Source organism: Sphingomonas sp. PAMC26645 (assembly GCF_004795835.1).
In the GTDB taxonomy this organism is placed as follows: Bacteria; Pseudomonadota; Alphaproteobacteria; order Sphingomonadales; family Sphingomonadaceae; genus Sphingomonas.
In genome coordinates, this window is the sequence record NZ_CP039249.1 from 2397910 (window position 1) to 2424356 (window position 26447).

At 64.6% G+C, this 26447-nt stretch carries 25 protein-coding genes; 9 read left to right on the forward strand and 16 right to left on the reverse strand.

The annotated features are described in order from the left end of the window. Window positions 1–23 precede the first annotated feature (23 nt). The 3 genes from E5673_RS11185 to E5673_RS11195 all read left to right on the forward strand — a co-directional run bounded on the left by E5673_RS11185 (window position 24) and on the right by E5673_RS11195 (window position 4540). Window positions 24–1307, forward strand: coding sequence for an HlyD family efflux transporter periplasmic adaptor subunit (locus tag E5673_RS11185; RefSeq protein ID WP_247599344.1), 1284 nt, complete (start codon window positions 24–26; stop codon window positions 1305–1307). 8 nt (window positions 1308–1315) lie between these two features. Further along, window positions 1316–1996 (forward strand): ABC transporter ATP-binding protein, encoded by a 681-nt coding sequence (locus E5673_RS11190; RefSeq protein ID WP_056481307.1) that lies wholly within the window; start codon window positions 1316–1318, stop codon window positions 1994–1996. 126 nt (window positions 1997–2122) lie between these two features. Further along, window positions 2123–4540 (forward strand): ABC transporter permease, encoded by a 2418-nt coding sequence (locus E5673_RS11195; protein ID WP_136190061.1) that lies wholly within the window; start codon window positions 2123–2125, stop codon window positions 4538–4540. A 123-nt stretch (window positions 4541–4663) separates the two neighbouring features. Here E5673_RS11195 and E5673_RS11200 read toward each other — a convergent pair whose 3' ends face one another. After that, window positions 4664–6490 (reverse strand): DUF885 family protein, encoded by a 1827-nt coding sequence (locus E5673_RS11200; RefSeq protein WP_136190062.1) that lies wholly within the window; start codon window positions 6488–6490, stop codon window positions 4664–4666. 421 nt (window positions 6491–6911) lie between these two features. Here E5673_RS11200 and E5673_RS11205 point away from each other — a divergent pair, with 421 nt between their 5' ends. Next, entirely contained in the window at window positions 6912–7784 is an 873-nt protein-coding gene (locus E5673_RS11205; RefSeq protein ID WP_136190063.1) for a VOC family protein, read from the forward strand. A gap of 30 nt (window positions 7785–7814) precedes the next feature. On the opposite strand, the gene E5673_RS11210 is transcribed toward E5673_RS11205, so the two are convergent. Together E5673_RS11210 and E5673_RS11215 are read right to left on the reverse strand one after the other, a co-directional pair. After that, window positions 7815–9164, reverse strand: a complete 1350-nt coding sequence (locus E5673_RS11210) for a sorbosone dehydrogenase family protein (RefSeq protein WP_247599346.1) — start codon at window positions 9162–9164, stop codon at window positions 7815–7817. Then, window positions 9161–9637, reverse strand: a complete 477-nt coding sequence (locus E5673_RS11215; protein WP_136190064.1) for a DUF2231 domain-containing protein — start codon at window positions 9635–9637, stop codon at window positions 9161–9163. The genes E5673_RS11210 and E5673_RS11215 overlap by 4 nt, the downstream gene beginning before the upstream one ends. Before the next feature lie 153 nt (window positions 9638–9790). Between E5673_RS11215 and E5673_RS11220 the strand changes: the two genes are divergently transcribed. Then, entirely contained in the window at window positions 9791–10684 is an 894-nt protein-coding gene (locus E5673_RS11220) for a hypothetical protein (RefSeq protein WP_136190065.1), read from the forward strand. A 125-nt stretch (window positions 10685–10809) separates the two neighbouring features. Here E5673_RS11220 and E5673_RS11225 read toward each other — a convergent pair whose 3' ends face one another. From E5673_RS11225 to E5673_RS11235, 3 genes are all read right to left on the reverse strand, one after another. After that, window positions 10810–12777 (reverse strand): alpha/beta fold hydrolase, encoded by a 1968-nt coding sequence (locus E5673_RS11225; RefSeq protein ID WP_136190066.1) that lies wholly within the window; start codon window positions 12775–12777, stop codon window positions 10810–10812. Window positions 12778–12940: 163 nt separating this feature from the next. Further along, the gene (locus E5673_RS11230; protein ID WP_136190067.1) at window positions 12941–13330 is read right to left on the reverse strand and encodes a barstar family protein; all 390 of its coding nucleotides are present in this window, start codon (window positions 13328–13330) and stop codon (window positions 12941–12943) included. Window positions 13331–13394: 64 nt separating this feature from the next. Beyond that, window positions 13395–14306 (reverse strand): oxygenase MpaB family protein, encoded by a 912-nt coding sequence (locus E5673_RS11235; protein ID WP_348769864.1) that lies wholly within the window; start codon window positions 14304–14306, stop codon window positions 13395–13397. 67 nt (window positions 14307–14373) lie between these two features. Between E5673_RS11235 and E5673_RS11240 the strand changes: the two genes are divergently transcribed. The 3 genes from E5673_RS11240 to E5673_RS11250 all read left to right on the forward strand — a co-directional run bounded on the left by E5673_RS11240 (window position 14374) and on the right by E5673_RS11250 (window position 17631). After that, window positions 14374–14586: a hypothetical protein gene (locus E5673_RS11240; RefSeq protein ID WP_120300415.1), complete on the forward strand. Its 213-nt coding sequence runs from the start codon at window positions 14374–14376 to the stop codon at window positions 14584–14586. 131 nt (window positions 14587–14717) lie between these two features. Continuing rightward, window positions 14718–16607 carry a gamma-glutamyltransferase family protein gene (locus tag E5673_RS11245; protein WP_136190068.1) on the forward strand — a complete coding sequence of 630 codons (1890 nt, stop codon included), beginning with the start codon at window positions 14718–14720 and terminating at the stop codon, window positions 16605–16607. Window positions 16608–16617: 10 nt separating this feature from the next. Next, a complete protein-coding gene (locus tag E5673_RS11250) occupies window positions 16618–17631 on the forward strand; it encodes an acetamidase/formamidase family protein (RefSeq protein WP_136190069.1) in 1014 nt (337 codons plus the stop codon). A 28-nt stretch (window positions 17632–17659) separates the two neighbouring features. On the opposite strand, the gene E5673_RS11255 is transcribed toward E5673_RS11250, so the two are convergent. The 7 genes from E5673_RS11255 to E5673_RS11285 all read right to left on the reverse strand — a co-directional run bounded on the left by E5673_RS11255 (window position 17660) and on the right by E5673_RS11285 (window position 23302). Next, entirely contained in the window at window positions 17660–19015 is a 1356-nt protein-coding gene (locus E5673_RS11255) for a serine hydrolase (protein WP_136190070.1), read from the reverse strand. Between the two features lie 139 nt (window positions 19016–19154). Continuing rightward, a complete protein-coding gene (locus tag E5673_RS11260) occupies window positions 19155–19988 on the reverse strand; it encodes an SDR family NAD(P)-dependent oxidoreductase (protein WP_136190071.1) in 834 nt (277 codons plus the stop codon). Next, a complete protein-coding gene (locus E5673_RS11265) occupies window positions 19985–20971 on the reverse strand; it encodes an aldo/keto reductase (protein WP_136190072.1) in 987 nt (328 codons plus the stop codon). The genes E5673_RS11260 and E5673_RS11265 overlap by 4 nt, the downstream gene beginning before the upstream one ends. Before the next feature lie 45 nt (window positions 20972–21016). Further along, entirely contained in the window at window positions 21017–21331 is a 315-nt protein-coding gene (locus tag E5673_RS11270; RefSeq protein WP_136190073.1) for a DUF1488 family protein, read from the reverse strand. 3 nt (window positions 21332–21334) lie between these two features. After that, window positions 21335–21619: a hypothetical protein gene (locus E5673_RS11275; RefSeq protein WP_136190074.1), complete on the reverse strand. Its 285-nt coding sequence runs from the start codon at window positions 21617–21619 to the stop codon at window positions 21335–21337. 215 nt (window positions 21620–21834) lie between these two features. Further along, window positions 21835–22167 carry a hypothetical protein gene (locus tag E5673_RS11280; RefSeq protein ID WP_136190075.1) on the reverse strand — a complete coding sequence of 111 codons (333 nt, stop codon included), beginning with the start codon at window positions 22165–22167 and terminating at the stop codon, window positions 21835–21837. Window positions 22168–22405: 238 nt separating this feature from the next. Next, entirely contained in the window at window positions 22406–23302 is an 897-nt protein-coding gene (locus E5673_RS11285; RefSeq protein ID WP_136191468.1) for an AraC family transcriptional regulator, read from the reverse strand. 152 nt (window positions 23303–23454) lie between these two features. On the opposite strand from E5673_RS11285, the gene E5673_RS11290 reads away from it, so the two are divergent. Beyond that, complete coding sequence (locus E5673_RS11290) at window positions 23455–24180, forward strand: SDR family oxidoreductase (RefSeq protein ID WP_136190076.1); 726 nt, start codon at window positions 23455–23457, stop codon at window positions 24178–24180. Window positions 24181–24346: 166 nt separating this feature from the next. Here E5673_RS11290 and E5673_RS11295 read toward each other — a convergent pair whose 3' ends face one another. From E5673_RS11295 to E5673_RS11305, 3 genes are all read right to left on the reverse strand, one after another. Next, complete coding sequence (locus tag E5673_RS11295; protein ID WP_136190077.1) at window positions 24347–25240, reverse strand: alpha/beta hydrolase; 894 nt, start codon at window positions 25238–25240, stop codon at window positions 24347–24349. Further along, the gene (locus tag E5673_RS11300) at window positions 25240–25434 is read right to left on the reverse strand and encodes a hypothetical protein (protein ID WP_136190078.1); all 195 of its coding nucleotides are present in this window, start codon (window positions 25432–25434) and stop codon (window positions 25240–25242) included. Before E5673_RS11300 ends, E5673_RS11295 begins: the two co-directional genes overlap by 1 nt. Before the next feature lie 88 nt (window positions 25435–25522). Beyond that, window positions 25523–26395, reverse strand: coding sequence for an alpha/beta hydrolase (locus E5673_RS11305; protein ID WP_247599348.1), 873 nt, complete (start codon window positions 26393–26395; stop codon window positions 25523–25525). Window positions 26396–26447: the final 52 nt, after the last annotated feature.

Consider the following 26447-nt stretch of genomic DNA (forward strand, 5'->3'; position numbering starts at 1 on the left):
GTTCGATCCCGTACACTGTCCGCATGACGGAGACGACCCCAACAGGAACCGGCGCCGCGATGGACCGGCGTATCGAGCGGCCGCACGCCAAGCGGCGCAAGCGTATCGTGCGCGGTGCGCTTGCAATCGCGGTGGTGGCTGCGGCGGTGCTGCTGTGGCTGCTGATGCCCGGCGCCAATGCGCTGACCGTCGATGCCGCTGCGATCCGTACCGGGGATGTGGTGCGCGCGCCGTTCCGCGATTTTGTGCCGCTCCGCGCCGAGGTGGCGCCATTGCGCACCGTGTTCGTGACCGCGATCTCCGGCGGGCAGGTCGCCGAGCTCACCGCAAGCGACGGCGCGATGGTCTCAGCCGGCACGCCGCTCGCACGTTTGTCCAATCCGTCGCTCGAACTCGACGTGGCCAGTCGCTCGGCGGAGATCGTCGGGCAGTTGAGCGCGATCAGCGGCCAGCGGCTGTCGGTCCAGAACACGCGGCAGGACGGCGCACGCGATCTGGCCGAAGCACGTAATGCGCTGTCCAAGGCGCGGACGTTGCTCGCGCAGAAGCAGGTGCTGTTCGACAAGGGCATAATCACGCGCGCCGCGATCGATCCGGTGCGCGAGGATGTCGGCTATCAGCAGGCGCGTGTTTCCGCGCTCGACCGCGGGACCGCGGAAGCGGGCGCGACGCTCGCCGACCAGTCATCGGGGATCGCCGCGACCGCGCGGCAGTTGCGCGAGAGCCTGGCCATGGTTCGGGCAAGTCTCTCCGCGCTGGTGCTGCGCGCGCCGGTCGCGGGACGGCTTACCGCCTTCACGCTGCAACCCGGGCAGACGCTCAAGGCCGGCGATCCGGTCGGGCAGATCGACTCCGAGGAACAGTGGAAGCTGACTGCCGATGTCGATCAATTCTATCTCGGGCGCGTCCGGGTCGGGCTTGGCGCGGCGGCCGATATCGACGGGCGCAGCTATCCGATGTCGGTCATCAAAATCCTGCCACAGGTCACCGAAGGCCGGTTTCGCGTCGAGCTTGGTTTTCGTGGCGCTGCACCCACAGGACTGAACCGCGGCCAGACACTCGACGTGCGGCTCGTGCTCGGCGCGGACCGGCCTGCGGTGGTCGCACCGTCAGGCGGCTGGCTCGACGCGGGTGGTACCACCGCTTTCGTGCTCGACGGGAACGCGAAGGCCGTCAGGCGGGCGATCGTCGCCGGCCGACGCAATCCGGACCAGGTCGAGATCGTCTCCGGCCTCGTGCCCGGCGAGCGGATCGTGACCACCGCGCTCGGCACCTACACCCCCTTCCAGACCCTCCTCATCCGATAGGATTCGATATGATCCAGTTACAGGACCTCAGCCGCACCTATGCCTCGGACGAGGTCGAGACGACTGCGCTCGGCGGCATCGACCTCGCAGTCGAGGCGGGTGAGTTCGTCGCGATCATGGGGCCGTCGGGGTGCGGCAAATCGACGCTGCTCAACATCATCGGCACGATCGACCGGCCCACGGACGGACGGTATCTGTTCGAAGGGGCCGATATCGCGCGCGCGCCCGAAGCCGAACTCGCCAAGCTGCGCCGTGATCGACTGGGCTTCGTGTTCCAGAGTTTCAACCTGATCGACGAACTGACGATCGCAGAGAACGTCGCGCTGGGTCTCGCCTATCGGACGATGCCCGCGCGCGAGAAGAAGGACCGCGTGGCGGCGGCGATGGATAGGGTCGGCATCGCCCACCGCCAGCGCCATCACCCGCATCAATTGTCGGGCGGCCAGCAACAGCGCGCGGCGATCGCCCGCGCGATCGTCGGCGAGCCGCGGCTGATCCTCGCCGACGAGCCGACCGGCAATCTCGATACCGAGAACGGCGCGCAGGTGATGGACATCCTCGGCCAGCTGAACGCCGAGGGTGCGACGATCGTGATGGTCACGCACAGCCCGTCGCACGCCGATATCGCCAAGCGGACGGTGCACATGCTCGATGGCCGGATCCTGTCGTCGGCGCGGCGCGCTGCCTGATGCGCCGCTCGCTCCAGATGCTCGTGCTGATGCTGCTCCTGGTGGTCCTCGTCCGCCATCTCGCCGCGACCAAGCCCGGTTCCAAGCCCGGCCCCGATACCGCAAGCGACGCCTGAAGGAACCGCCATGTCCGCACTCACCAGCCTCTATCGGTCGCTCGCCCATCACCGCTTGTTCGCGCTCCTCAACATCGGCGGTCTCGCACTGGGGATCGCGACGTTCCTCGTCCTGTTCCTCTTCGTCCGGTTCGAGACCGGGTACGACCGCGTATTGCCGCGGCAAGACCAGTTGTGGGTGATGGAGGAGCGCTATGTGATGCCGGGCTATCCGGCGGACACCAATCCGAACACGATGGGCAGCGAACTCAAGATCCTGCAAGCGGATTACCCGCAGCTGGTCGGCACGCGCTACATGAACATGGCGGCGACGGTGCAGCAGGGCGGGCAGGCGACGGCCGAGGATCTGGGCACGGTCGACCCGAACTTCTTCGATCTCATGCGCTTTCCTGCTGTCGAGGGGAATCCAGCGGCAACGCTCGCCGATCCGAACGGCCTGGTGGTCACGCAGAAGACCGCGGGGAAATATTTCGGGAGCCAGTCGGCGATCGGCCGGACGCTGCAACTGTCGATCGATGGGACGACCTATCCCTACACGGTCGGGGCGGTGCTACGCGACATGCCCGACGACGTCACCTTCAAGAGCGAGATGTTCGCGCAAATCTCACGGACTCGCTTCGGCAACGAATGGTGGGAGCATTGGGGCAGCGCGTCGCTGACCACGTTTTTGCGGTTTCCCGATGCGGTGGCAGCGCGAGCGTTCGAGGCGCAATTGCCAGCCTTTCTCGATCGCCATGCCTATGCCGGCGGCAATCTGAAGAAAGGCGAGTATTTCCAGTCGCTGCGGCCGCTGACCGCGATGCATCTGTATAGTCCGGGTGATCGCGCGATCGTCACGACTCTGGGTGCGGTCGGGCTGCTGACGCTGCTCATCGCCATCGTGAACTACGTCAATCTGGCCACCGCGCGTGCCGGGTTGCGCGCGCGCGAAGTGGCGATGCGCAAGGTGCTGGGCGGCACGCGGCGGTCGCTGGTGCGGCAGTTCCTGGGCGAGGCGCTGGCGACCGTCGCGTTGGCAGCGCTGATCGGTCTCGCGCTGGCCGAGATCGCGCTGCCTTTCATCAATGCGCTTGGCGGAACGACGCTGGCGATCCGCTACGTCGGATGGGACGGCGTCGTCCTGCCGCTGGTCCTGCTGGTCCTGGGCATCGCGCTGGTCGCGGGGCTGTATCCCGCGTTCGTGCTTTCGGGGTTTCGCCCTGCCGCAGTGCTCGCCTCGACGCGAGCACCCGGTGGTGGGCGTAGCGGGACCCGGCTGCGAAGCGCGCTGGTGGTCGTGCAGTTCGCGATCGCGATCGCGTTCGCCATCGCGACCGGAGTCATGCTCAAACAGACCGAACATATCCGTGACGCCGATCTCGGATTTCGCCGCGACGGGTTGATGATCGTGCGGTCGCTGATGACCGGCGGGATCGACTCCCCACAGCGCGCTGCGATCCTGCGCAGCCTCGCGGCGGCCCCCGGCGTCACCGGCGTCACCGTCGCCAACAATGCCCCGGGCGACCAGAGCACGACCAATTTCTCAGGGTACAGCCGCGCAGGAGCGTCGGGCGCCAAGATATCGTTGATGGATGTCGGCACCGGCCGCGACTATTTCCGCGTGTACGGCGCACGCCTCGTCGCGGGGCGCTTGTTCGATGCCGCGCATGCCGACGACCGCGGCCTGTTGACGCTTGCCGAACGCAAGCGGGCCGGGCCCAACGTGGTGATCAACCGGACGGCGGTGACCGCGCTGGGCTTTGCGTCGCCGGCCGCAGCGCTGGGGCAGGCGATCAACGACGGCGAGCGGGACTCGACCATTATCGGCATAGTCGACGATCTGCGCTTCAGGAGCCCGCGCGATGCCGTTACGCCGGTCGCCTACACCTACAACACGGTCGATATCCTCTCGCCGTTCGCGGCGGTACGCTATGCCGGCCGCGATGCGAAGACGATGATGGTGGCACTCGAGGCGGCGTGGAAGCGCGTCGTTCCCGGCGTTCCGTTCGAGGCGCGCTCGGTCGAGGACAATCTGTACCAGCGCTATTACAAGGCGGATGCGCAACGCTCGCGGCTGTTCACGATCGGTGCGGTGCTGGCGATCCTGATCGGCTGCATCGGGCTCTACGGGCTGGCGGCGTTCGACACGGCGCGACGCGTCAAGGAGATCGGTATCCGCAAGACGCTCGGTGCCTCGACCGCCGAGGTATTGCGGCTTCTGATCGGCCAGTTCCTGCGCCCCGTGATCCTCGCCAACCTCGTCGCGTGGCCGCTCGCCTATGTCGCGATGCAGCGTTGGCTTGGTGGGTTCGACGACCGGATCGCGCTGTCGCCGTTGTTCTTCGTCGGCGCGTCGTTCGCCGCAGCGCTGATCGCGAGCGCGACCGTCTTCGGCCAGGCATGGCGCGTCGCCCGCGCCGAGCCCGCGCGCGCGCTACGCCACGAATAGGGGCCGGTCGATGTCCTCAGCCTTCCCGACGCTGTACCGTTCGCTCGCCCGGCATCGGCTACACGCCGTCCTCAACATGGGCGGGCGGGCGCTCGGCATCGCGTGTTGCCCCAGGACCAGCCGTCAGACGGCGCGCGCACGTTCCTCGACGATCCGCTCCAGCATCGACAATGGCATCGCACCGGCTTCCAGCACATCGTGGAAATGCTTCAGGTCGAAGCGATCGCCGGCGATCGCCTTGGCCTTCGCGCGCGCGCGCAGCCACGCCGCATGACCGATCTTGTAGCTGCATGCCTGACCCGGCGAGACGCAATAGCGCTCGACCTCGCGCTGCGAGCGCCCGGGGGCGAAGCCGACCGTATCGACCAGATACTTCGTCGCCTGATCATGCGTCCACCGCTTGGTGTGAATGCCGGTATCCACGACCAGCCGTGCCGCGCGGAACAGGAACGATTGCAGATAGCCGGCGCGTTCCACCGGCGAGGCATAGCCGCCGAGTTCGTCGGCGAGTTGTTCCGCATAGAGCGCCCAGCCTTCCAGATAGGCGTTGAAGAAGGCGATCTTGCGCAGCGGATGCGTGGGCGCGCGCTGCGCGGTCGATATCTGGAGATGATGCCCCGGCACGCCTTCGTGATAGGTCAGGCTCGGCAGCGTGTATTTCGGCCAGTCGTGCACGTTCTTGAGGTTGATCCAGTAGATCGCGGCGCGCGAGCCATCGAGCGGCGCGCGGAAATAATAGCCGTTGGGGGCCCCGTCCTGGATCTCGGGCGCCACGCGGCGGATCTCGAGCGCCGCGTTGGGCGGGTTCGTGAATGCCTGAGGTAGCCGTGCCTGCATTGCCTGGACGCCTGCGTTGAGGCCGGCGAGCAGCTCGGCACGGCCGGCGTCCGTGTTCGCGAACAATTGCGCGGGCAGGCGGTTGAGCTGGTCGAGGCGGGCACCGACACTGCCCTGCGTGAGGCCTTGCCCACGCAGGATCGGATCGAGCTGTGCGGTGAGTTCTGCGACCTGTTGCAGGCCCATGCGATGGACTTCGTCGGGCGACAAGCTGGTGGTGGTCGCCTGCGCGAGCGCGGCGGCGTAGATCGCATTGCCGTTGGGGATCGCCCAGATGCCGGCGGCACTGCGCGCCGAGGGCCGCAGCGAGCGCAGCAAAGCGATCTGGCGGTCCAGCGCCGGATAGACCTGGGTCGCGACGATCCGGGCAGCGCGTGCCTGCCAATCCCCGGCGATCTTCGCGGGGCCGGTGCGGCTGGTCAGCGCCTGGACGAGCTGGTTGTCGGCCGGGCTGGGTGACCGCAGGTTCGCCATTTGGCCTAGCGCGAGATCGAGGGAGAAGTCGGGCGCCAGCCTGCCCTTGGCGGCTTCGCGACGCTGAACCTCGGTTTCGTTATCCAGCTGCCGGCCCATCATCGCCAATCGATCCAGATAGGCTTCGGCATCATCCGCGGTCTTCACCGGGTGGGTCGAGGCCAGGAAGTCCGGCATGGAGAAATAGACGCCGTCCTGCTGCGTGATCGGATAGGGCCCCTGCGGCGAGGAGAGGCCGAACTTCTCCGGGCCGACCATGTTCGACTGGATGCTGTAAAGGACGACTTCGCGATCAATGCGCGCCTGCGGCGACAGCGAGGCGGGATCGACGGCAGTGACGAGCGCCTGTGCCTTGCGGTTGCGCGCCAGATCCTTCGCGATGGCGGCGTAACTGTTGTCACCCAGCATGTGGCGCAGATCGGCATCCTTGCCGGTATCGAGCCCAAGCGAGGTGGCGAATTCCGGCGATTGGCGGACGGTTTCGCGCAGGACCTGATCGAAGGCCGCGTTCAACCGGGCGTCGCCCGGCGATGGTGGCGCTGCTGTTCCTGCCAAAGTCTGCGCAGACGCGAGCCGTGTGGGTAGCACGCTCAGCGTGGCGGTAGCGGCACTGGACATGATAAAAGCGCGACGATCCATGCCGATGTTCCTGACTGTGAAGCTGATGGCGCCACGCTAGGCGACACTAGGGCAGCCGCGCAACCCTACTGCATTGGACAGCCCGAGCAGTACAGCCTCATGCATCGTGCAGTCAGGCCAATGCGCAGCCAACCCCGCTCTGTGACGCCCGTAAATCTTCCTGGACTTCGCCCGCTAAAGGGGAAGCATTTGCGGCTTTCGGGATTGATACGAGGCATGGATGGGGTGTGATGTAGCGCAGTAGCCGATCAAACTTCCTCTTAGAGTGTTCCAACTTCTTGACGATTAATGCGCCCCGCGTGACAAGGGCAATAGTGTCCTTAAACGGTCAATCAGCCGGCCTACGACGTGCGTATAATGATGAGAGGATCGACCTGTGACGCCACGGCTATTAGCGTTGGCATGCGCTGCGACTGCACTGATGGGGGCCAGGCCCCCTGAGGTTCGACCCGCAATCACGGGGATCTCGCATCTCGCCGTCTACTCGCGCGACATGGCGAAATCGGAGCATTTCTACACGCACGTACTCGGCGCACGGAAAGGTATGGACCCGGAGAACGCATCCGGCGTCCGCTTCTATTTCAGTTCTCGTCAGTTCGTCGAGGTGCTGCCCGCGCCTACCGGACACGGCGCCAGCATGCTCGCCCATGCGGCCTATCTCACGACGGACGCAGCGCGCCTGCGCTCATGGCTCGTAGCGCAGGGCATGACGGAGCTTGGTCCGGTCCGGGGCGTGGTTGGCGGCGATCGTTGGTTCGTTACGCACGATCCGGAAGGTAACGAGGTCCAGTTCGTTCAATCCGCCAGTCCGGATGCCACTGCGGTACTTGGCGCGATAAGTAGTCGCGTCATTCATGTCGGCTATGCGGTCCATGATCGCGCTAAACAGGACGGCTTCTACCGCCGCCTGCTCGGCTTTCGACCCTATTGGTTTGGTGCGTTCGAGCCGACAAAGGTCGACTGGGTATCCCAGCAGGCGCCGGATGGGCGTGATTGGATGGAATACATGATGGTCGGGCCGGGATCAGACGTGCCGATCGCCAAGGTGAACGCCAACCAGCTTGGCGTACTCAACCATCTTTCGCTTGGCGTGCCGAACATGCAGGCAGCCGTCACGACATTGTATCGGGAAAGCCGCTTGAGCCCGCGTCACGATGGACCCCAGATGGGGCTGGACGGCAAGTGGCAGGCCAACTTCTACGATCCGGACGGGACCCGGGTCGAGTTGATGGAGTTTCAGCCGGTCACCAAGCCGTGCTGCTCCCCCTTCACCGCCCAAAGCCCCACGGACTGAAGCCAATGTGATCCTCCGGCGCGTATCGGGTCACCGCGCCGCCGAAACCCGCCAAACGACGTTGCCGGTATCATCGGCAACCAGAACCGCGCCTGTTCGGTCAACAGTAACGCCGACGGGACGACCGCGAACCTTGCCATCGGGCGACACGAAGCCGGACAGAAAGTCCTCGGCCTTGCCGCTTGGGCGTGCGTTGCTGAACGGTACGAAGGCAACCTTGTAGCCATTCAATTCGTCGCGATCCCAACTGCCGTGCTCGCCGATCAGGGCACCGCCGCGGTAGCGGGGCGGAAGCGACGACCCGGAATAGAATGTGAGTCCAAGCGCCGCGACATGGCTGCTCAGCGCGTAGTCCGGAACGATTGCGCGCGCGACCAGATCGGGTCGCTGTGGCATGACGCGAGGATCCACGTGACGGCCGTAATAGCTATAGGGCCAACCGTAAAAGCCGCCATCGCGTACCGAGGTGAGATAATCCGGGACGAGGTTCGGCCCCAGTTCATCGCGTTCGTTCGCGACGACCCAAAGCGTGTTGGTCCCTGGGTAAAAGTTGGGGCTGTTCGGATTGCGCAGTCCCGTGGCGAACACGCGGGAGCGGCCCGATGACCGATCGATTTCCCACACTGCCGCACGGTTCCTCTCGGCCTCCATGCCGTTCTCGGTGATGTTGCTGTTCGATCCAACCGTCGCATAGAGCAGTTTGCTATCCGGGCTGAGCGCCAGGCTCTTCGTCCAGTGATGGTCGATTGGCCCCCCGGGCAATTCGGTCAACCGCACGGGGGCGGCCGTGATCCGGGTCTGACCCAGCGTATAGGGATATCGCAGGACCGCGTCGGTGGCTGCGACGTACAGATAATTGTCGGCAAAGACGACGCCGAAAGGCGAGAAGAGATGGTCGACCAGAACTGTACGCAGTTCGGGTACGCCGTCACCATTGGTGTCCCGTACCAACGTGATCTGATTGGTCCCGCCCTTCGGTTTCGCACCGTTCTGGCCGGTCGCGCGCTTCTGAACCCATGACACGATAGGATTCTTCGGGCGCGTGATCGGATCGAGATTTGGGCCCTGGGACTCGATGATGAGTACGTCGCCGTTCGGCAATGCCAGAATGTTTCGCGGATGATTCAGATCGCGTGCCAGCGCCTGTACTCGGAGGCCAGCCGCAGCGGTGGGTGCCTGGCCCGCACTCCATCCGACGACCTCAGCGACGTGTATGGGCGGGACCAGATATTGCTTTGGTGCGGGCAAGACGGGATTGGACCCGATCTGCGAATTGCGATCGAACTCTGCGCCGCCATCGTTGCAGCCGGAAAGCGCGATCACCGATGCCACCGCGACACCCGCGAGAAGGTTCCAGACGCGCACCCTTGCGGCGATCACGACTTCACCCCGACGCGATGCTTGTAGACGAGCGACCCGCCGAGCCACGCACTGATCCCGAGCAACACCACCGAGATCACCGATAAGGTCAGGCCGGTCGGTACTACGCTCGTCCAACCATCGCGGCTGTGAACGAATGCGTTGAAGAGCTCGATCACGAACACCCCGAGGTTGATGATCATATGCGGGGTCGCCGGACGTGCCGCGCGCACTCGGCGGTCACCCGCATAGTCGATCATCCCGGTCACGGCAGCTAGTCCACCCATCACCAACCCGGCGGTGATCAGCCAGATAGAAAAGTTGCTCCACATGATGTTTGCCGACCCTAAATAAGCAAGATCGGTTAGCAGTGCGCCTATGAAGCAAACGATCGGGAACGGTACCAGCATGGGATGGAGGGGGTGGCCAAAAAGCTTGGCCGTGGACCTTGGGTTTCCCCCGTCGGTGCGATGCTCTTCAGATCGAATGCTCATACTGTCTAAGCGTTAAACTGGGCAGTCAGTTCCCGGCCATAAAGTATCCGAGCAAGTATCGATCGTATTTGAATGTAGATCAGTACGTTTTCCTCCAAATTAACCGCCGTTCTTCGGACATACTAACGACGATGGTACACGAGGCTAAGTAACATGAAATTTCTGACATGTTGTCGTGGCGCGCGCTTCGCGTGGTCGGCAATTGCCGTGCTTGCGTCCATCGATGCGTCAGCGCAGTCGGTGCCGACGATCGATACCGAGGATGCGACTTTAGGGTCGGCCAAAATATCCGGGGGCGGCGACCTTCATCCTCAACTGGCCTTCGACGTCCGCAATGGCGACTTCGCGCGAGGCAATTACGATGACGATCGTGCGGACCTGGACCGGCTGCCTGTCCATGCGCAACTCGGGGTCGCGATCGATCTGTCGCACGGCTCGGATGGCGTGGCGACCAGCTGGCTGGTGTTGCGCTCCTCCAATGGTTTTCATGCGCCGTCGACGGGAGAAATATCGACACCGCGGATATGGTACGAGAGCAACAACCTCGCGGCTCTGGTGTTCACGCCGGTGAAGGGGCTGAGAGCCGTCGGAGTCTATACGATCAAGACGAGTCCCAACGGCGTGTCGGCCACGACGCACGAGGCGAGTCTGTCGCTTGCCTATGACGGCGATGACGTAGTTGGCAACTTGTCGCCGACCTTCGCCGTCACGATGCGACCGAAGGGAGACAACGGGGTCTTCACGCTGGCGGCGATCGAGCCGAGCTTCAACCTTTCCGAGCGCAAAGACGGGCCGAAATTGAGCATACCGGTCGCGATCGGGCGAGGATGGGGCGGCTTCTATGGTTCGGGAAGTGGCAGCCGTAGCTACCTCAGCGCCGGCGCCGCCCTTGAGCAGCCATTTCTGTTGGGCGCCATGCAGTGGAGTACGCGCCTTGAAGCGCTGGCAGTCGTACGTGATGATCGCCTTGCAGCGCTGAGCGGTCCGCGCGGGGAAACCGGTACCGTCGTGCCGCTGATCACGTGGTCAGTTTCGACGGCATATTAGTCCACTATAGCTATCGGGAACCAATACGCCGCCGATAAACGATGCCGCCGGCCGCGCCTGCTGAAACCGACACCCGAACGACATTCTAGGGCCAAGGCGGCAACAGAGACTGCACGGGATCGTGCCTAAATCAGCCATTCGAAGGCACGCTTCAATCGTGCCGCACCATCGCTGTCGAACGGGCGCCCGTGCGCGAAGATCACCCGGTCAGGCTCGAGCGCCACGATCGCCTGCACAGCCTTTTTGGCGTCCGCTCCACCTAGTCGTACCGGTAGGCGCAGGTACCGTGCGGTCGTGCCGTGCGTCGCAGCGGACGCCTGCATCACCATTCGCGTGATGGGCGGAAGCTTTTCAGGATCTAGGTTTTCGATGAGGTCGACGAGAACGAGCGTCTTGGTTGGCCGGTGGAAGAACCAGACCTCGTTGAAACCGGCACCGCCATGCACGATGCCCTGATCAAGCGTGCCCGACCATTCGGCGGGGGCTGTCTCACCTAGTTCGGCATCGAACCGGACGGACGATGCACGGACCGGCGCCCGGTCCCGTAGCCCCGGCGCGGCCCAGGTGGTCGCTTCGGGGTAGGCGCGTTGCCAGTCGGCAAGGAAAGTCCAGTGGGCCACGTTAGGTGCGACGAGATGCCGGACCCGACCAAGCGCCTCGACGGCCTGGGCCAACTCGGTCGAAAAGGGGGTGGGCGAGTGTAACAGCAAATCGCCGTTCTCGAGCCTAAGGATCGTCATCCGTACAGGTAATGCGAAACCCATCGCATCGATCGGCCCGCTGTCGACGATCCACACACCCTCGGCAACTGCTTTTGGGACATCCAGTGGCTGGTAGGTCGCGCGGCGCCGGGCCTCCGCATCGTGCGAGCGTCGGCTGCCGCCTGCCAGTGCCCAGAGGCCTAAGGCGGCGACGCCAGCAAGGCCAGCCGCACCTATCAGCCGATGGCGTCTGCCCCTCTGCGAAGATTCTTGGTCCGCGAAGAAACGTCGCATATCCGCCAGTAGGAGTTCGGGCTGCTCGAGTGCAGCAAAATGGCCGCCGGCCTTCATCTCGCTCCAGTTGACGATGTTGTAGGTCTTGCGTGCGTGCGATCGTGGTGGCGGCGGGAAGACGGGGTCTGGGAAGGCTGCGACGCCGGTCGGCACCTTGATGCGGCTGCCGGCCGGAAATTGGCCCGACCCCTCCAATACGCGACCGCGATACATCCAGGTCGATGTGATGAAGGACCCCTCGACAAGGTAAAGCATGATGTTGGTGAGAAGGGTATCCTCGTCGAAGGCTTGCCAAAGATCGGGCCGGCCCTGTTCGTCGCGCGGCACGTCCGCCCATGCACCGAACTTTTCCAGGATCCAGGCGGCAACGCCGACGGGGCTGTCCGCCATGGCGACCCCGAGCGTCTGCGGACGCGTGCCCTGCTCTTGCGAGTAGCCGGTCTCCTCTTTGGCCAGCGTCGCGCGTCGTGCTGCCCAGGCGAGTTCGTCCGGCGTCTTCGGCGATACGTCTGCAGCCTGGATGAGAACCATGTTGAGGTGCAGCGCGTCGATCGCTTCAGGATGATCGTGCGCCATCCAGCTTCCGATTGCTGCGCCCCAGTCGCCGCCTTGCACCAGATAGCGAGCATCACCGAACAGTTCGGTCATCAAGCCATGCATGATCTCCCCCGTTCGGCGCGGTCCGATCGGCGCGGCAGGACGCCCGGAGAAGGCGTAGCCCGGGAGCGAGGGCACGACGACGTCATGGCCGTCAGCCACTAACGGGGCGATCAGCGCTTCGAATTCTATGAACGACCCCGGCCAGCCGTGCAGCAGGAGCAGCGGTGCGCGTGAACCATCGCCCCGCGCATGAACGAAATGAAGCTTCTGGCCGAGTACTTCGCTGGTGAAGTGGGGTAGAGCATTCAACCGACGTTCCTGCGCACGCCAGTCGAACCGTGTACGCCAATAATCCACGAGCCGCTTAAGGTCTGCGAGGCCGACACCCGACTGCCAGCCTCCGGCGTCCGGCAGCGCCCCCCAGTCGAACGATGCGACTTTGGCGTCGATGCCGGCGAGCCGCTCATCCGGTACTGCAATCGTGAAGGGCTTTGCCATGTCGTGTCCTCGCGCTCCGAGGCGACGCGCCCCTTCTCGATCGACAACGCGCTCGCGTACGTCGCGTTCAATCGTCCGACAGCCGCGGGCAAAGTCGCGAGACTGAGGAGGTTGCGTCAACGTCCGCGCGGCAAGGTCGCCAACGGAGCTCGATCGCTTCGCATCAAGCCATGACAAGCTCGATGTTCGGATGATCGCTGAAGATCTCGATGACGATCTCGAAATAGGTTTGCCCGGTGCCACGGTCGAGCGCGTCCAGTTGGCGACCAATCGCAGCCACGTCGAAGCCAGCCGGTCGCTGCAACTTTCTGGCGAGGAACGCCCGGGTCGTCTCGATACCGAGCGCCGTCCTGCTGGCCGCAACGTCCTGCCAGACGATACGAACCCGTTCCCGCCCCTCGATCGCGCCGTAGCCGCCATAAAGCAGATCGTTCAGCGCATCGAGACTTTCGCCCAATTGCCAATCTTCCTTTGACATAAACACCCGGTTGATCTCGGCGTAGAAGGTCGGGATATCGCCGATATTCCGCCCAATGATGGTCAACGTCTTCATCAAATCACTCCCGGACCATGCCGTCGATGGGTAGCAACGAGCTTCGCCTTCTGCGCCTCCCGCTTCAGTTGCCGTCGAAGGCCCAGCGCAACGTTTTCGCCATCTGTCGCGTACCGGACCGAACGACGGGTCTCATGAATACCGGCGACGCATGCAGGCCATGCATCCGACGTGCCCAGCTCGGGAGAAGGTCCACCGCCGCCTGGGCGATGGTTCGTTGAAGCGGTATTGCCAGCGGATTGCCCGGCGTCTGATCCAGCACCAACCGCGCGACCTCGCGCGTGCGACCGTCTGCGATCAACGCCGGTTGCATATCACGAAGCGCCTGATTCGTGCCCGCACGGTTCCGCGGGAGGGCGTCAGCACCCAATGCTGAACCTATGCTCGCGAACTCGGCGTAGTAAAGATCCTCCTGCGCAAGCGTCAGCCGGCGATCTCCGTAGTGTTGCCACGCCGCCAGGAAGGACCACGCCTCGGATACATGGACCCACGCCAATAAACTGGGGTCGTCGGCACGGTAGGGCGTACCGTTGGGAAGCGCGCCGCCGATGTGCGAATGGACCGCGCGGACTCGCGCTATTGCCGCCTCTGCCTCCGCGCGCTCGCCATATGTGGTCGCAGCGATGAATCGGGCAGTGCGCCGCAGCCTGCCGAGCATATCGGTTCGGAAGTTCGAATGGTCCCAAACCCCGGCTAGAACGGCTGGATGCAGCATCTGGAGCAGCAACGCGGACACGCCGCCCACCATCATGCTGACAACGTCGCCATGCACACGCCAGATCATGGAGTCGGGCGGAAACAGTGCAGTATCGCTCCGCTTCACCGGCTCCTCGCCACGAGCCTGGTCATTGAACAGAGTCCGCACTTGTCGCACGATGCCGGTCTTGGTCTGGTCGCGGATCGATAGCAGGCTGTCGTTCATGCCGTCACGAACGCCCGAGCCCGTATTTAGCAACGGCGGATCGGTCATCGACATGCTGAGACCTGTCATAGATGCCGTCCTATATTGACGGCCCCTGCCATCTGAGACCATCGCGTTGCCCATGACAAAGAGCAAGGGACGCACCGGCGCGCATGCACGCGCCAATATCCAGCCTGCACCGACAGCGACCGAGCTTGATGCAGCCAAGCGAGAGGTCACGCAGATCGAGGGGCGACTGGTCGGCCTCGCTGCCGGGCATCCTTCGGTCAAGATCTGGAAGGCGCGTCTTCGTGTAGCTCAAGCCGTGATCGCCCGCGCCCCGCGCGACGGTTAGGCGCTGCGACTGCGGTGTCTGACGGAGTCAGCTTCGGTGGACGGACGCTGTAGCGACGCGGGCGCTATCAACCCCTTGAACTCGCTCAAGGAGCCAGCGAAGATCGGGCATCAGCACCGGGAGCGTCCTCTATGCGTCGTCGAACTTTCATTGCCGCCTTGCCAGGGGCCGCATTGCTGCCGGGCATCGGTATGGCACAAGGCGGTCAGGCCGGACCCGGCGTTCCGGGCAAGCAGGGGGCACCGGGGCCCGGACAAGGTGGTGCGCCGCAGCCAACGACGGTAACTCTTCCGCCGCGCTGGGTTGCGGGGGAAGACCGTTTCCTTCGTCCCGACGTGGCGGCGGGGGATCGCCCGGTCGGCGCCAGTTTCGCCTCGCGCACCGCAGCCTATGGCCTCAACGGCGCTGCGGGGACTGCGCATCCGCTAGCGACACAGGCGGGGATCGACATTCTGCGGCGAGGCGGATCGGCGGTCGACGCCGCGATCGCGATCAACGCGTGTCTCGGTTTCCTGGAGCCGACATCGAGCGGCATCGGTGGCGACGCCTATGCGATGATCTGGGATCCGAAGCAGCGCAAGGTCGTCGGGCTCGCGGGGTCGGGCGCGTCGCCAAGGGGCCTGAGCCTGGAAACGGTGCGGTCGCGCGCGCGGGGCGGGGCGCTGCCGCCGCTGGGTGCGGTGTCGGTATCGGTGCCGGGTGCAGTGGATGCCTGGTGGACGATGCACCAACGCTATGGCCGGCTGCCTTGGGCGCAGTTGTTCGAGCCGGCGATCGCGCATGCCGAGGCGGGCGCGCCGGTGCCGGACATCATCGCCTATTACATCCGCCGCAGCATGGCGGCATTCCGCCGGCCGGGTAACGGCATCGAGGAAACTGCGAACGCCCTCAGGACCTATGGCTTAGCCGACGGCAAGGGCCCGGCGATCGGGCAGGTGTTCCGCAATCCCGATCTTGCCCGCACCTATCGCGCGATCGCAGCGGGCGGACGCGATGCGTTCTATTCCGGCGAGATCGCGCGCGTCGTCGATCGCTACTTCAAGCGGATCGGCGGCTGGCTGCGTTTCGAGGATCTGGCCGCGCACCGCTCGGAATGGATCGAGCCACATAAGACGGGGTATCGCGGCGTGGACGTGCATGCGCTCGGTGCCAACACGCAGGGCATCGCGACGCTGCAGATGCTGAACATCCTCGAGACCTTCGACCTCGGCGACGCGGGCTTCCAGTCGCCGCTGGCGATCCATCTGCAGGCGGAAGCCAAGCGGCTCGCCTATGAAGACCGTGCGCGCTTCTACGCCGACCCGCATTTCAGCAAAGTCCCGGTCGAGTGGCTGATCTCCAAGGACTACGCCCGCGAGCGCGCGAAACTGATCCGCCGCGACCGGATCCTCGACCCCGTTCACCCCGGCCAAGCGCCCAGCCACGGCGACACCACCTATTTCAGCTGCGCCGACAAGGACGGCATGATGGCGTCGATGATCCAGTCGAACTTCCGCGGCATGGGGTCGGGACTGGTCGCCGATGGTCTCGGCTTCATGTTCCAGGATCGCGGCCAACTGTTCAGCCTCAGGGACGGTCACCCGAACATCTACGCGCCCGGCAAGCGGCCGTTCCAGACGATCATCCCCGGTTTCGCCACGCGCAGCGGCGATCCCTGGATGAGCTTCGGCGTGATGGGCGGCGACATGCAACCGCAGGGGCAGACGCAGATCATCGTCAACCGCGTCGACTATGGCCTCGAGATCCAGTCGGCGGGCGATGCGCCGCGATGGCACCATGAGGGCTCGTCGCAATCGATGGGGGAGGACAGCGCCGGGCTGGGACCGCGTGGACTGTTGCGGCTGGAATCGGGTGTGCCTGCTGCCACGAAGCAGCGTCTGGCCGACATCGGCTGGACGATCGGTGAGCCCGACGGGGGCTTCGGCCGCTACGAATGCGTCGAGCACCGCATGGACGGTGACACGCGCGTTTATGCCGCCGCGAGCGAGATGCGCGCGGACGGCTGCGCTCTGGCCTATTAAGGGGATGACGATGCGCTACCTGATCCTTGCCGCTCTGGCTTCCGTGGCGATGCCCGCGGGCGCCGCGACCTACGAACTGAAGGCGACGCCGCAGACGGTCGCCTGGGGGCATTACGATGCCACCGACAAGCCGGTGCTGACGATCCGGTCGGGCGACACGGTGGTGATCCACACATTGCTGACCAACAGCCCGGCGGGCCTCGAAAAGGCCGGCGTCGCGCCCGCGCAGATCGAACCGGCGCTGCGTGCAGTCTATGACGGCGTCTCAGCCAGCGCGCGCGGCCCCGGCGGCCATATCCTGACGGGACCGATCGCGATCACCGGCGCGGAACCCGGCGATATGCTGGAAGTGCGCATCCGGAGAGTCGATCTGGCGATACCCTATGCCTATAACGCGTTCCGGTACGGGGCGGGGTTCCTGACCGACGATTTTCCCTATGCGCGGATGAAGATCGTGCCGCTGGACGCGAAGCGCATGGTGGGCCTGTTCGCGCCCGGCGTCGAAGTGCCGCTGGCACCGTTCTTCGGCAGCATGGGGGTCGCGCCGCCGCCTGCGTTCGGACGCTACGACAGCGCGCCGCCGACGATCAACGGCGGCAACATGGATGACAAGGCGCTCGTCGCCGGGACGACCTTGTTCCTTCCCGTCTACGCCCCCGGCGCGCTGTTCCAGGTCGGCGACGGCCATGCCGCGCAGGGTAATGGCGAGGTCGATATCACCGCTCTCGAGACCTCGTTGACCGGGACGTTCGAGTTCGTGTTGCACAAGAGGGCGGCGATCACCTATCCGCGCGCCGAGACACCCAAGGCCTATATCGCGATGGGCTTCGACGACGATCTCAGCCATGCGACCCGCAAGGCGCTGCGCAACATGATCGATTTCCTCGTCGCGGAAAAAGGCATGACGCGCGACGATGCGTACATGCTGATCAGCGTCGCGGGCGATGTCGAAATCACCGAGCTCGTCGACCGCAACAAGGGCGTCCACGTCGTCTTGCCCAAGGCGGTGTTCACGAAACGCTAGATGTCGCGGCGGACTCTGCCTGGGAAGCTCACGGTAACGCCGCGGCGACGTCGGCGGCGAAGCGCGCGACGTCGAACCGCGCAGCACCGGGATCCTCGCCGCGCCTGACTATCACGAGCTGCCGGGACGGGATCACCATCACATACTGGCCCCGGTTGCCTTGCGCGGCGTAGCTGCCCTCGGGCAAACCCTGCTTGGGCCCGAACAGCCACATCGTTGCGCCATAGCCTGGTCCGCTCAACGGCTGCGGTCCACTCGGCGTCGTCATGGTGCGCATCCAGCCTGTCGGCAGCAGGCGCTTGCCCTGCCAGACGCCGTCCTGCGACCAGAACAATCCCAGCCTCGCTAGGTCGCGCGCGGTCGACCAGACCTGGCTGGAGAGGATGTAATTGCCGTGCCAGTCGGTCTCGGCAACGGTATGCGCCATGCCGAGAGGGCCGAACAGGCTGCCCGGCAATGCCCGGTACCGCGCCTCTCCGATCGCGTTTCGGGTGGCATAGATCGCGAGCAGGATATCGGTGTTGGCGTAGCGGAAGCGCGTGCCGGGCAGCGCTTCCAACGGCCATGCCACCGCCTGTTCGTCCACCGTGGTACCGCCGAAATAAATGGCATCGGTGCGATTGCCGGCGGTGTCGCTGTGCAGGCCGGATGCCATGCGGAGAAGATTGTCGAGCGTGATGGCATGACGCGGATCGCCGGCCTTCCATTGCGGCACGGCGGCGGGGGCCTTCAACGCGCCTGCGTTGTTCAGGCCGATGAGCGTGCCGGCGATCGACTTGCCGACCGACCAGGTTCGATTGGACACGAACGGCCCGAAACCGGGGCCATATTGCTCGGCAAGAACTTCGCCGTCCTTCACAACGATTACGCCGACCGTCTTGGTGCCGACGCCATAGCCGGTCCCGAATGCCTGGCCGACGGCGCCGGTCAGCGTGGCCGACGGACGCGGTGCGATGCCGGCGTCACCTAGCGGCCAGCGACGAGGATCGGCTGCTCTAATCGACGGTGCCGCCGTCGACTTGCGGCTAGATGGTGCCGTGCTGCCGATCGGCAACGTCACGCAACCATGCCCGCTAGTCCACTCCGCGCGTCTCGGAGGTAGCTTTGGATCGAACCCTACGGAGACGGATTGGCGGGCGCGGTCGACGTTCGCCGTGAGCCTCAGCACGATCTTCTCATAGTCCGGGTAGATGCCGGCCAACTCATCGGCATCGATCTGCTCCGGCGTGCGGCCTGCATTGAAGATGCCTGAGCAATAGAACGCCGCCTTGTAACCGGCCGCGACGGCGCGTTGGTATGTTCCTGCCGAGGGTTGTGCGACGATCTGTGCACTGGCGGGAACTGACGCGAGGAGGGCGAGACCGGCCGCTTTTAGTATCTGCATGATCGCATTCTTCCATCACGCAACCAGATCGGCAATCCGTTTCTCTGCCATGCGTGTGAGGGGAGCGGCACGGTCTGGCGCATGCAGGGCGGGCCTTCACGGCAGCGATGACTTGCCGTGAAGGCCCCCCAGCAGGCAACTAGTCCCGCATGAACTCCGCGAAGGCATCGCGCCAATCCTCATGCCAGCGCGACAGGGCGGGGCGGTTTTCGATCAGGTCCCCCGCCGCCCACGCTATGCGCTTCGCATCCTGTTCGGAAGTCGTCTCGTTGTCCGGGCACAAGATGTAGAAGTCGCCCGCTGCCACGCGGTCCATCATCAGCGCCACGACCTGTTCGGCTGTCCACGCGCCGGGCGGTTTCTCGGCCAGTCGACCACCCGTCATTCCGGTCCAGGTGAAGCCGGGCACGAGCAGATGGGCACTGACCCGGCTTCCGGACCGTTCGCGCAAGCTGTGGGCGAGGCCTTCGGTCAGCGCTTTCACCCCAGCCTTGCTGACGTTGTAGGCGGTGTTGCCGGGCGGCTGCGTGATGCCCTGTTTGGAGCCGGTGTTGATGACGAGGGCAGGGGCCTCGCCTTCGACCATGCCCGGGACGAAGGCCTGGACGCCGTGGATCACGCCCATCAGGTTGACGCCGAGCACCTCGTCCCACTTTGATGGGTCGGCAAACACATCACCGCCCCCGCCAATGCCGGCGTTGTTCATCAGCACCGAGACGGGACCGTGACGGTCGACCACCTCCTTTGCCAGCGCGGCCATCGCGGTACGATCCGCGACGTCGGCGGGCAGCGCAACCGCGCCGTTCATCGAGGCTGCGGCCTGCTCTAGCGCCTCACCGGGACGGTCGACCAGAACCACCCGCATGCCCGCGTCCGCAAAGGCGCGAGCAGCGGCCCGTCCAATGCCGCCGGCCGCACCCGTGACGACCGCGAGCCTGCCCGGCGCGATCGCCGCGAAAGATGGCACGCTCACGCGTCGATGCTCGCCATCGAGGCGTCTGGATAGCGTGTCCCCTGCGCCGCGCCGGGCGGAAGAATGTCATCGATATGGGCGAGATCGGCATCGCTCAGCTCCACGTCGAGCGCACCCAGATTGTCCTCAAGATACTTGCGGCGCTTGGTACCCGGGATCGGCACGATATCCTCGCCTTGGCGGAGTACCCAGGCGAGCGCCAGTTGGGCCGGTGTGCAGCCTTTGTCTGCCGCCATCGTGCCAATCGCGGTTACGAGGTCGAGGTTCTTCTGAAATGCCTCGCCTTGGAAGCGGGGATGGTTGCGGCGCGTGTCACCTGCGTCGAAATCGTCGGGTGTCTTGAACTGGCCCGTGAGAAAACCGCGGCCAAGCGGGCTGTACGGCACGAAGCCGATCCCCAGTTCGCGTACCGTCGGCAGGATCTGGTCCTCGACGTCACGGCTCCATAGCGAATATTCGGTCTGCAACGCGGAAATCGGATGCACGGCATGCGCTCGGCGGATCGTCGCGGGGGCGGCCTCGGACAGGCCGAGATACTTGACCTTACCCGCGAGGACGAGATCTGCCATCGCGCCGACAGTTTCCTCGATCGGCACGTCGGGGTCGACGCGGTGCTGGTAGTAGAGATCGATAAAATCGAGCCCGGTCCGCTTCAAGCTCGCGTCGCAAGCCGACCGTACATAGTCGGGGCGACCGTTGATGCCCTTGAAGCTGCCATCCGACCCGCGGACGTTGCCGAACTTGGTCGCGACCACGATCCACTCGCGCCGCTCGCGTACCACGCGACCGACCAGCTCTTCGTTGGCGCCAACGCCGTACATGTCGGCGGTGTCCAGGAACGTCACGCCGAGATCCAGCGCGCGATTGATCGTCGCGATGGACTCCGTCTCGTCGCGGCTTCCGTAGAAGTCGGACATGCCCATGCAGCCGAGACCCAGCGCGGAGACTTCGAGGCCTTGCTGGCCCAGTTTGCGGGTTTCCATCAGATCAGTCCTTGTTGGCGGGCAATATGATTGGCGGTCGAAGGGTTACGGCCTGCGGGATTGCGAAGGTTCGTCCCAAACGTCGGCGGCCGTGAGCAGGACTGGGGGCTCCCCACCCAGCCGGCTGACGAACTCCCGCCGCGCGATACGGTGTATGTCGGACTCGAATTCCCCATACGCCTCGATCGCGGTATCGCTGTCGATGCCGTCGAGGTCCGGATCGATGAACTCCGCCAACGCCTCGCTCGTGATCAGGAACTCGACCATGCCAAGGTCCGTGTGGCCGAGGAACAGGACGCCGTGCCGTTCGGCAAGCCATTCATACTCGCCAGGCTCGAAGCGAACGCTCGCAGATGCCATGCCTCAGCCCTCGTCGTTCGCGCTAGGCAGCCGCTCGGCCAGCGCGGCGATACCGTCGCCAGCGAGGGTTGCATGGGCCGCACCGTCGATTTGCAAAGGGTGCTCCGGCGTAAGAACGGCAGCGTCGCGATGCTCGAAATCGAGCGTCATCCACGTACGGACAGCGCCCTCCAGGCTCGTTACCTCGGCGAGGTTTTCGTTCCCACGCGGCACGTTCTCCAACGCAGCACTCATCCGCCAGTCGATATCCGGCGTCTTCGCATCGTCGCCCCAGGTCGCTTCCGTCATGCTCAAATCCCAAATTGACCGGGAGTGCCGGCTTCCTGATGGCTCAAGCGCTCACCTTCGAAGGCTGGTTCCAGGTTAATTCGCATATCGGTCGGACGGTTCACCTTCGCGGCAGGCTCAGGCCGCGACGTAGTTCAGCATGAGCGATTAGAAATCGACGGCGGCGGGTGTCGCCTTCTGGCCGGCGCAGGGGAACGAGGGGAACAACTGGGCGGCTATTGCTGCGCCTCGTCCGACGCGACCGTACCCATCGTCATCGCCAGCAACGACATGCCGCGGTGTTCGTGATCCAGCTTCAGAAGCCTGACCCAGTGCGCGATATGCTTCCCGGCTGCCTCACCGGCCTTTCGCTGATGCTGCGGGGTCGAGAGATCCGTGTCGTTTTCGATCACCGCAGCGATCGACAGCGCAAAGAAATCGATGATGTCATCCGCAATCAGTGCTCGATCCGGGGAGTTCGCGGCGAGATACTGCATTACGATGGGCGCGATAACCTGGAACAGGTCGATCTTGGCTTGGTCGTCTACCTTCATCGTGTTTGCGGTCATGCTCGTCTCCTCCGTTCCTGACCTGTATCGTTCGAGACTGGGGGGCGAAAGGCGCAGGCCATCGGTCCCGCCAAGATCGAAGGCGCGATGATCCGCCCACAAGAGAATAGCTTTGCCGCAAAGTGTTAGCGATTGGCCGGACTCCCCGAACCTGGAACGGTTCGGCGATCATCGTTTCCGCAACCGCGATCGGCGCCGTTGTCGAGCGGGTAGAAATCGCCGAACCAGTAGAGTGTCGCTACACGGGCGTCAGTAAATTGCCGCTCAGTTGGAGTTGCTCGATGTCACGACGCGGAGGGGCACCGAACAACCGTGTATATTCGCGGTTGAACTGTGATGGGCTTTCATAGCCCACGGCAAAACCTGCGCCGCTTGCCGTGGTGTTCCCTGACAGCATTAGGCGTCGTGCCTCCTGTAGTCGCAATTGTTTTTGATACGCCAACGGCGTCATTTTCGTCACCGCCTTGAAGTGTTCGTGGAGCGACGACGGGCTCATACCCGCGGCGGTGGCGATGTCGCCGATGCGGAGCGGCCGATCGAACCCGGTGCGGATTGTTGCGATAGCGCGGCTGACCTGATTGAGGTGGCTGTCGGCGACTGCCATGTAGCGAAGCGCAGCCCCGTGGGGACCCACGAGCAAACGGTACAGGATCTCCCGTTCGATCAGCGGCGCTAGCGCAGCGATGCTGTCGGGCCGATCCAGTAGCCGAACCAGTCGGCATGCCGCGTCGACCAGATCGTCGTCGCTGCGATATACCGCGAGCGCCGGCAGATCGGCTTTCGGCGCCCGGCCGCCTTCCGCCAGGATGAGGTCCGCCAGCATGGACTGGTCGATGTCGATCTTGCAGCAGAGGTACGGCGCGTCACGATCCGCCTGGACGACGTGTCCGACGAGCGGCAGGTCGACCGAGACCAGCAAATAATGCGCGGCATCGTAGAGCAGGCTCTCTCCGCCGAGCGAGACTCGCTTAGCACCTTGGGCAATTATGCAAAGCGACGCGTCATACACGGCGGGCAGGGGCACGGTCGGCTCATCGGCCCGGAACAGCGATAGTCGATGGATTGGCGTGCTGACCATGCCGGTTCTCGGGACATGGCGCGCAACCAGCGTGGCGAGGTCTGCGATCGTACTCATCATGGGACTGTGTCCGCTGCCAGCCATTGTCACAAGCGGAGGTGAGGTCGTTTCGGAGGATCGTGCAAGCATTGCGGGGGATCGGTCTCACGCTGGTCGGCAATCCGGTTCCATCTGTGTCCAGCCTTCAAGGCGACACGAAAGGAACCATCATGAACAACGTCATCGACAAGACAGTGCTGATCAGCGGCGCCTCCAGCGGTATCGGCGAGGCCACCGTGCGCGAACTGGCGGCCGAGGGCGCGCGCCTTTTCATCGGTGCGCGCAGGACCGATCGCCTTGAGGCGCTTGCGGCAGAACTCGGCAACAACGTCGCGTGGCAGGTGCTGGACGTGACCGACGCGGCAAGCTTCGCCGCGTTCGCCGATGCGGCGGAAGCGCGGTTCGGGCGCGTGGACGTGCTGATCAACAATGCCGGCGTGATGCCGCTATCGCCACTTGCGGCGCTGAAGCAGGACGAGTGGACGCGGATGATCGACGTCAACGTTCACGGCGTGCTGAACGGGATCGCTGCCGTGCTGCCCCGCTTCATCGCGCAGCAGGCGGGCCACGTCGTCAACGTCGCATCGATCGCCGCGCATTTCGTGATGCCGAGCGCCGCCGTTTACTGCGCCACCAAATACGCGGTCTGGGCGATCACCGAAGGGTTGCGGCAGGAGCATGACGATATCCGCACGACGATCATTTCGCCCGGCGTCGTGGCAACCGAACTGGGCAACGACATCACCGACCCGGATATTGCCACTGCACTGACCACATGGCGGCAAAAGTCGCTGACTCCCGACGCGATCGCACGGGCGATCCGCTACGCACTGGAGCAGCCCGAGGGAGTGGACATCAACGAGGTCATCGTCCGCCCGACCGCAGCCGGCATGTAGGCGACGGTGCCAAACTCAATCCGGGCGGACTTTCTGTCCCCCGGACGGGTCAGGTGGACGACCGTCTCGTCAATAGGTCATCGAAAACCATCAATGTCAGTTCACATTGGAGAATCCGGATTGTCGCCCGGCATGATCGGCCCCAAAAAACGAAAATATCCGTGCCTCATTTCGCAAGTCGGGGCGAAAGCCAGCCGCCATCCGCTAGCCAGTCTTGCAGGCGATCCGGCCAGTGCAGGATCGAGATCCGGTTCGACTCGTCGAGATTGAACGCGTGGCCACTGTCGGCATACATGTGAAGTTCCGCCGACACGCCACTCTTGCGCAACTGTTCGTAGAGCGTGACCGTCGGTGCGGCGCAGCAAGGATCGCGGCTGCCGGCTACGAGGAACGCTGGGGGCGCGTTGGCGATGGCGGTCGCTGGGATGCCTCGTGGCCCGGGGAAGATCAACACCTGGAAATCGGGGCGAGCGGACTGACGGTCGATCGGATCGGCGGGTCGACGCTCGGCAGGCTCGGGATTGTCCGCGATCAGCGACACGAGTTCGCCGCCTGCCGAAAAGCCCATCGCACCGACGCGCGACGGATCGATGCCATAGTCTGCGGCATGCGCGCGGACCCAGCGCATCGCGCGCCGCGCGTCGTCCGCAGCATCGCCTTCGACCGAATATTTCGAGCCGGGCTCGTTCGCGAGGCGATATTTGAGCACGAACGCGGTCACCCCCATGCGGTTCAGCGCGGTCGCGACTTTCGTGCCCTCGTTCGTCCATACGAGTAATTTGTGCCCACCGCCGGGCATGATCACGATCGCGGCTCCATTGCGGTTCGCTACGTCGGCGGGAAAGGCGACCAGCGACGGGTCGTGGATGTTGCGGACCCAATAGTCACGGCCGATCTCCGCCTCGCCGCGGCGTGCCGCCGAACCCGGCGCGCCGTTGGGCCAGAGCTTGATCGCGGTGTAGCGGGGCGGCTGCTCCGGCGCCGGATCCTGTCCAGCCAATGATGCGGTTGCGACGGTAGCGGAGGCCAGCAGGGCAATAGCGATGAAAAGGGTGCGCATCACTTCACCTCCGCGGTCGCGGCCATCGCCGCGAAGCGGATCGGGCTCGACTGGTTATGGTCGACGATGACGCTGAACCCCTGCGCCTCGAGCGTTTCGGCGGGGCTAACCGTCAGCGACTGCGCGTATATCGCGCTGGAAAATGCACAGAGTCTCACCGAAGCGAGGGCGGTGGCGATGCTCTTGCGGGACACACGTCTCTCCTGTCGAATATCGTGGCCGGTGGCGCGCTTGGTTGCGCGGCTCTCCGGCGGAAATGTCATAAAACTCGTGAGAGGGAGTTTACTGCGCCGGTTTAAGCCAGCCGTGCATCGCCATCCAGCGGGTAAATTCATCGAACCAGCCCGTGCTCGTGGTGGTCTTCGGGTACATGCCGAAGCCGTGACCGCCCTGTTCGAACAGGTGGAACTCGACCGGACGCTTGGCCGCACGCCAGCTGTCGATCAGCCCATAGCCGCCATTGCCAAAGAAGGGATCGTCTGCCGCGAGCGCAACGAACATCGGCGGCGCGTCGGCCGGCACCGTCATCGCGGCAAGCGGACCGTAGATGTTACCGATGAAGGCCGGCTTGGCGTCCTGCCCGGCGACGGTCGTTGCCATCGTCAGCATCGCACCTGCGGAAAATCCGACCATGCCGATGCGGTTGGGATCGACATGCCATTCGCCCGCACGCTTGCGGACCGTGGCGAACGCTGCCCTCGCATCCGTGATCTGCGGCGCAAGTCCCGCCATCATCGCAGCGGCGTTCGGACGTGGCGGGCGCATACCCTGCGGCACCGGTCGCGCGAATGTGGCAAGATCCTGCGGTGTCGGGTTCAGGCGATACTTCAGGACGAACACAGCGACGCCTCTGGCGGCAAGTGCACGCGCCACGTCCCAGCCTTCGTTCTGCATCGACAGCGTCTGGAATCCACCGCCCGGTGCGACGATCACCGCTGTACCGGTGGCCTTGGCGGGATCCGGCAGGAAGGGGGTTAGGGTCGCAACGGTGACGTTGCGGGCGAACACGCTGCCATATTGACTGTGCCAAGCCTCCGGTGCGGTCGCCCCCGGGAGTTTACCGGTACCAAGCGCGATGGCGTCGGGCTGCGCCGGAGTGGCGATAGACGCCATCTTGTCGGTCTGTGCCAGCGCCGGCGTGGTCGAGGCAATCATCAGGCCGGACAGGCACAGAAGCGGGTGTCCAACCCATCGACGAACGGCGTTC

What these genes read in the sequence shown, in the direction of transcription:
- E5673_RS11185 (WP_247599344.1), top strand. Translation starts at nt 24, where the DNA reads ATGACGGAGACGACCCCAACAGGAACCGGCGCCGCGATGGACCGGCGT.
- E5673_RS11190 (WP_056481307.1), top strand. Translation starts at nt 1,316, where the DNA reads ATGATCCAGTTACAGGACCTCAGCCGCACCTATGCCTCGGACGAGGTC.
- E5673_RS11195 (WP_136190061.1), top strand. Translation starts at nt 2,123, where the DNA reads ATGTCCGCACTCACCAGCCTCTATCGGTCGCTCGCCCATCACCGCTTG.
- E5673_RS11200 (WP_136190062.1), bottom strand. Translation starts at nt 6,490, where the DNA reads ATGGATCGTCGCGCTTTTATCATGTCCAGTGCCGCTACCGCCACGCTG.
- E5673_RS11205 (WP_136190063.1), top strand. Translation starts at nt 6,912, where the DNA reads ATGGGGGCCAGGCCCCCTGAGGTTCGACCCGCAATCACGGGGATCTCG.
- E5673_RS11215 (WP_136190064.1), bottom strand. Translation starts at nt 9,637, where the DNA reads ATGAGCATTCGATCTGAAGAGCATCGCACCGACGGGGGAAACCCAAGG.
- E5673_RS11220 (WP_136190065.1), top strand. Translation starts at nt 9,791, where the DNA reads ATGAAATTTCTGACATGTTGTCGTGGCGCGCGCTTCGCGTGGTCGGCA.
- E5673_RS11225 (WP_136190066.1), bottom strand. Translation starts at nt 12,777, where the DNA reads ATGGCAAAGCCCTTCACGATTGCAGTACCGGATGAGCGGCTCGCCGGC.
- E5673_RS11230 (WP_136190067.1), bottom strand. Translation starts at nt 13,330, where the DNA reads ATGAAGACGTTGACCATCATTGGGCGGAATATCGGCGATATCCCGACC.
- E5673_RS11235 (WP_348769864.1), bottom strand. Translation starts at nt 14,306, where the DNA reads ATGTCGATGACCGATCCGCCGTTGCTAAATACGGGCTCGGGCGTTCGT.
- E5673_RS11240 (WP_120300415.1), top strand. Translation starts at nt 14,374, where the DNA reads ATGACAAAGAGCAAGGGACGCACCGGCGCGCATGCACGCGCCAATATC.
- E5673_RS11245 (WP_136190068.1), top strand. Translation starts at nt 14,718, where the DNA reads ATGCGTCGTCGAACTTTCATTGCCGCCTTGCCAGGGGCCGCATTGCTG.
- E5673_RS11250 (WP_136190069.1), top strand. Translation starts at nt 16,618, where the DNA reads ATGCGCTACCTGATCCTTGCCGCTCTGGCTTCCGTGGCGATGCCCGCG.
- E5673_RS11255 (WP_136190070.1), bottom strand. Translation starts at nt 19,015, where the DNA reads ATGCAGATACTAAAAGCGGCCGGTCTCGCCCTCCTCGCGTCAGTTCCC.
- E5673_RS11265 (WP_136190072.1), bottom strand. Translation starts at nt 20,971, where the DNA reads ATGGAAACCCGCAAACTGGGCCAGCAAGGCCTCGAAGTCTCCGCGCTG.
- E5673_RS11270 (WP_136190073.1), bottom strand. Translation starts at nt 21,331, where the DNA reads ATGGCATCTGCGAGCGTTCGCTTCGAGCCTGGCGAGTATGAATGGCTT.
- E5673_RS11275 (WP_136190074.1), bottom strand. Translation starts at nt 21,619, where the DNA reads ATGACGGAAGCGACCTGGGGCGACGATGCGAAGACGCCGGATATCGAC.
- E5673_RS11280 (WP_136190075.1), bottom strand. Translation starts at nt 22,167, where the DNA reads ATGACCGCAAACACGATGAAGGTAGACGACCAAGCCAAGATCGACCTG.
- E5673_RS11285 (WP_136191468.1), bottom strand. Translation starts at nt 23,302, where the DNA reads ATGAGTACGATCGCAGACCTCGCCACGCTGGTTGCGCGCCATGTCCCG.
- E5673_RS11290 (WP_136190076.1), top strand. Translation starts at nt 23,455, where the DNA reads ATGAACAACGTCATCGACAAGACAGTGCTGATCAGCGGCGCCTCCAGC.
- E5673_RS11295 (WP_136190077.1), bottom strand. Translation starts at nt 25,240, where the DNA reads ATGCGCACCCTTTTCATCGCTATTGCCCTGCTGGCCTCCGCTACCGTC.
- E5673_RS11305 (WP_247599348.1), bottom strand. Translation starts at nt 26,395, where the DNA reads ATGATTGCCTCGACCACGCCGGCGCTGGCACAGACCGACAAGATGGCG.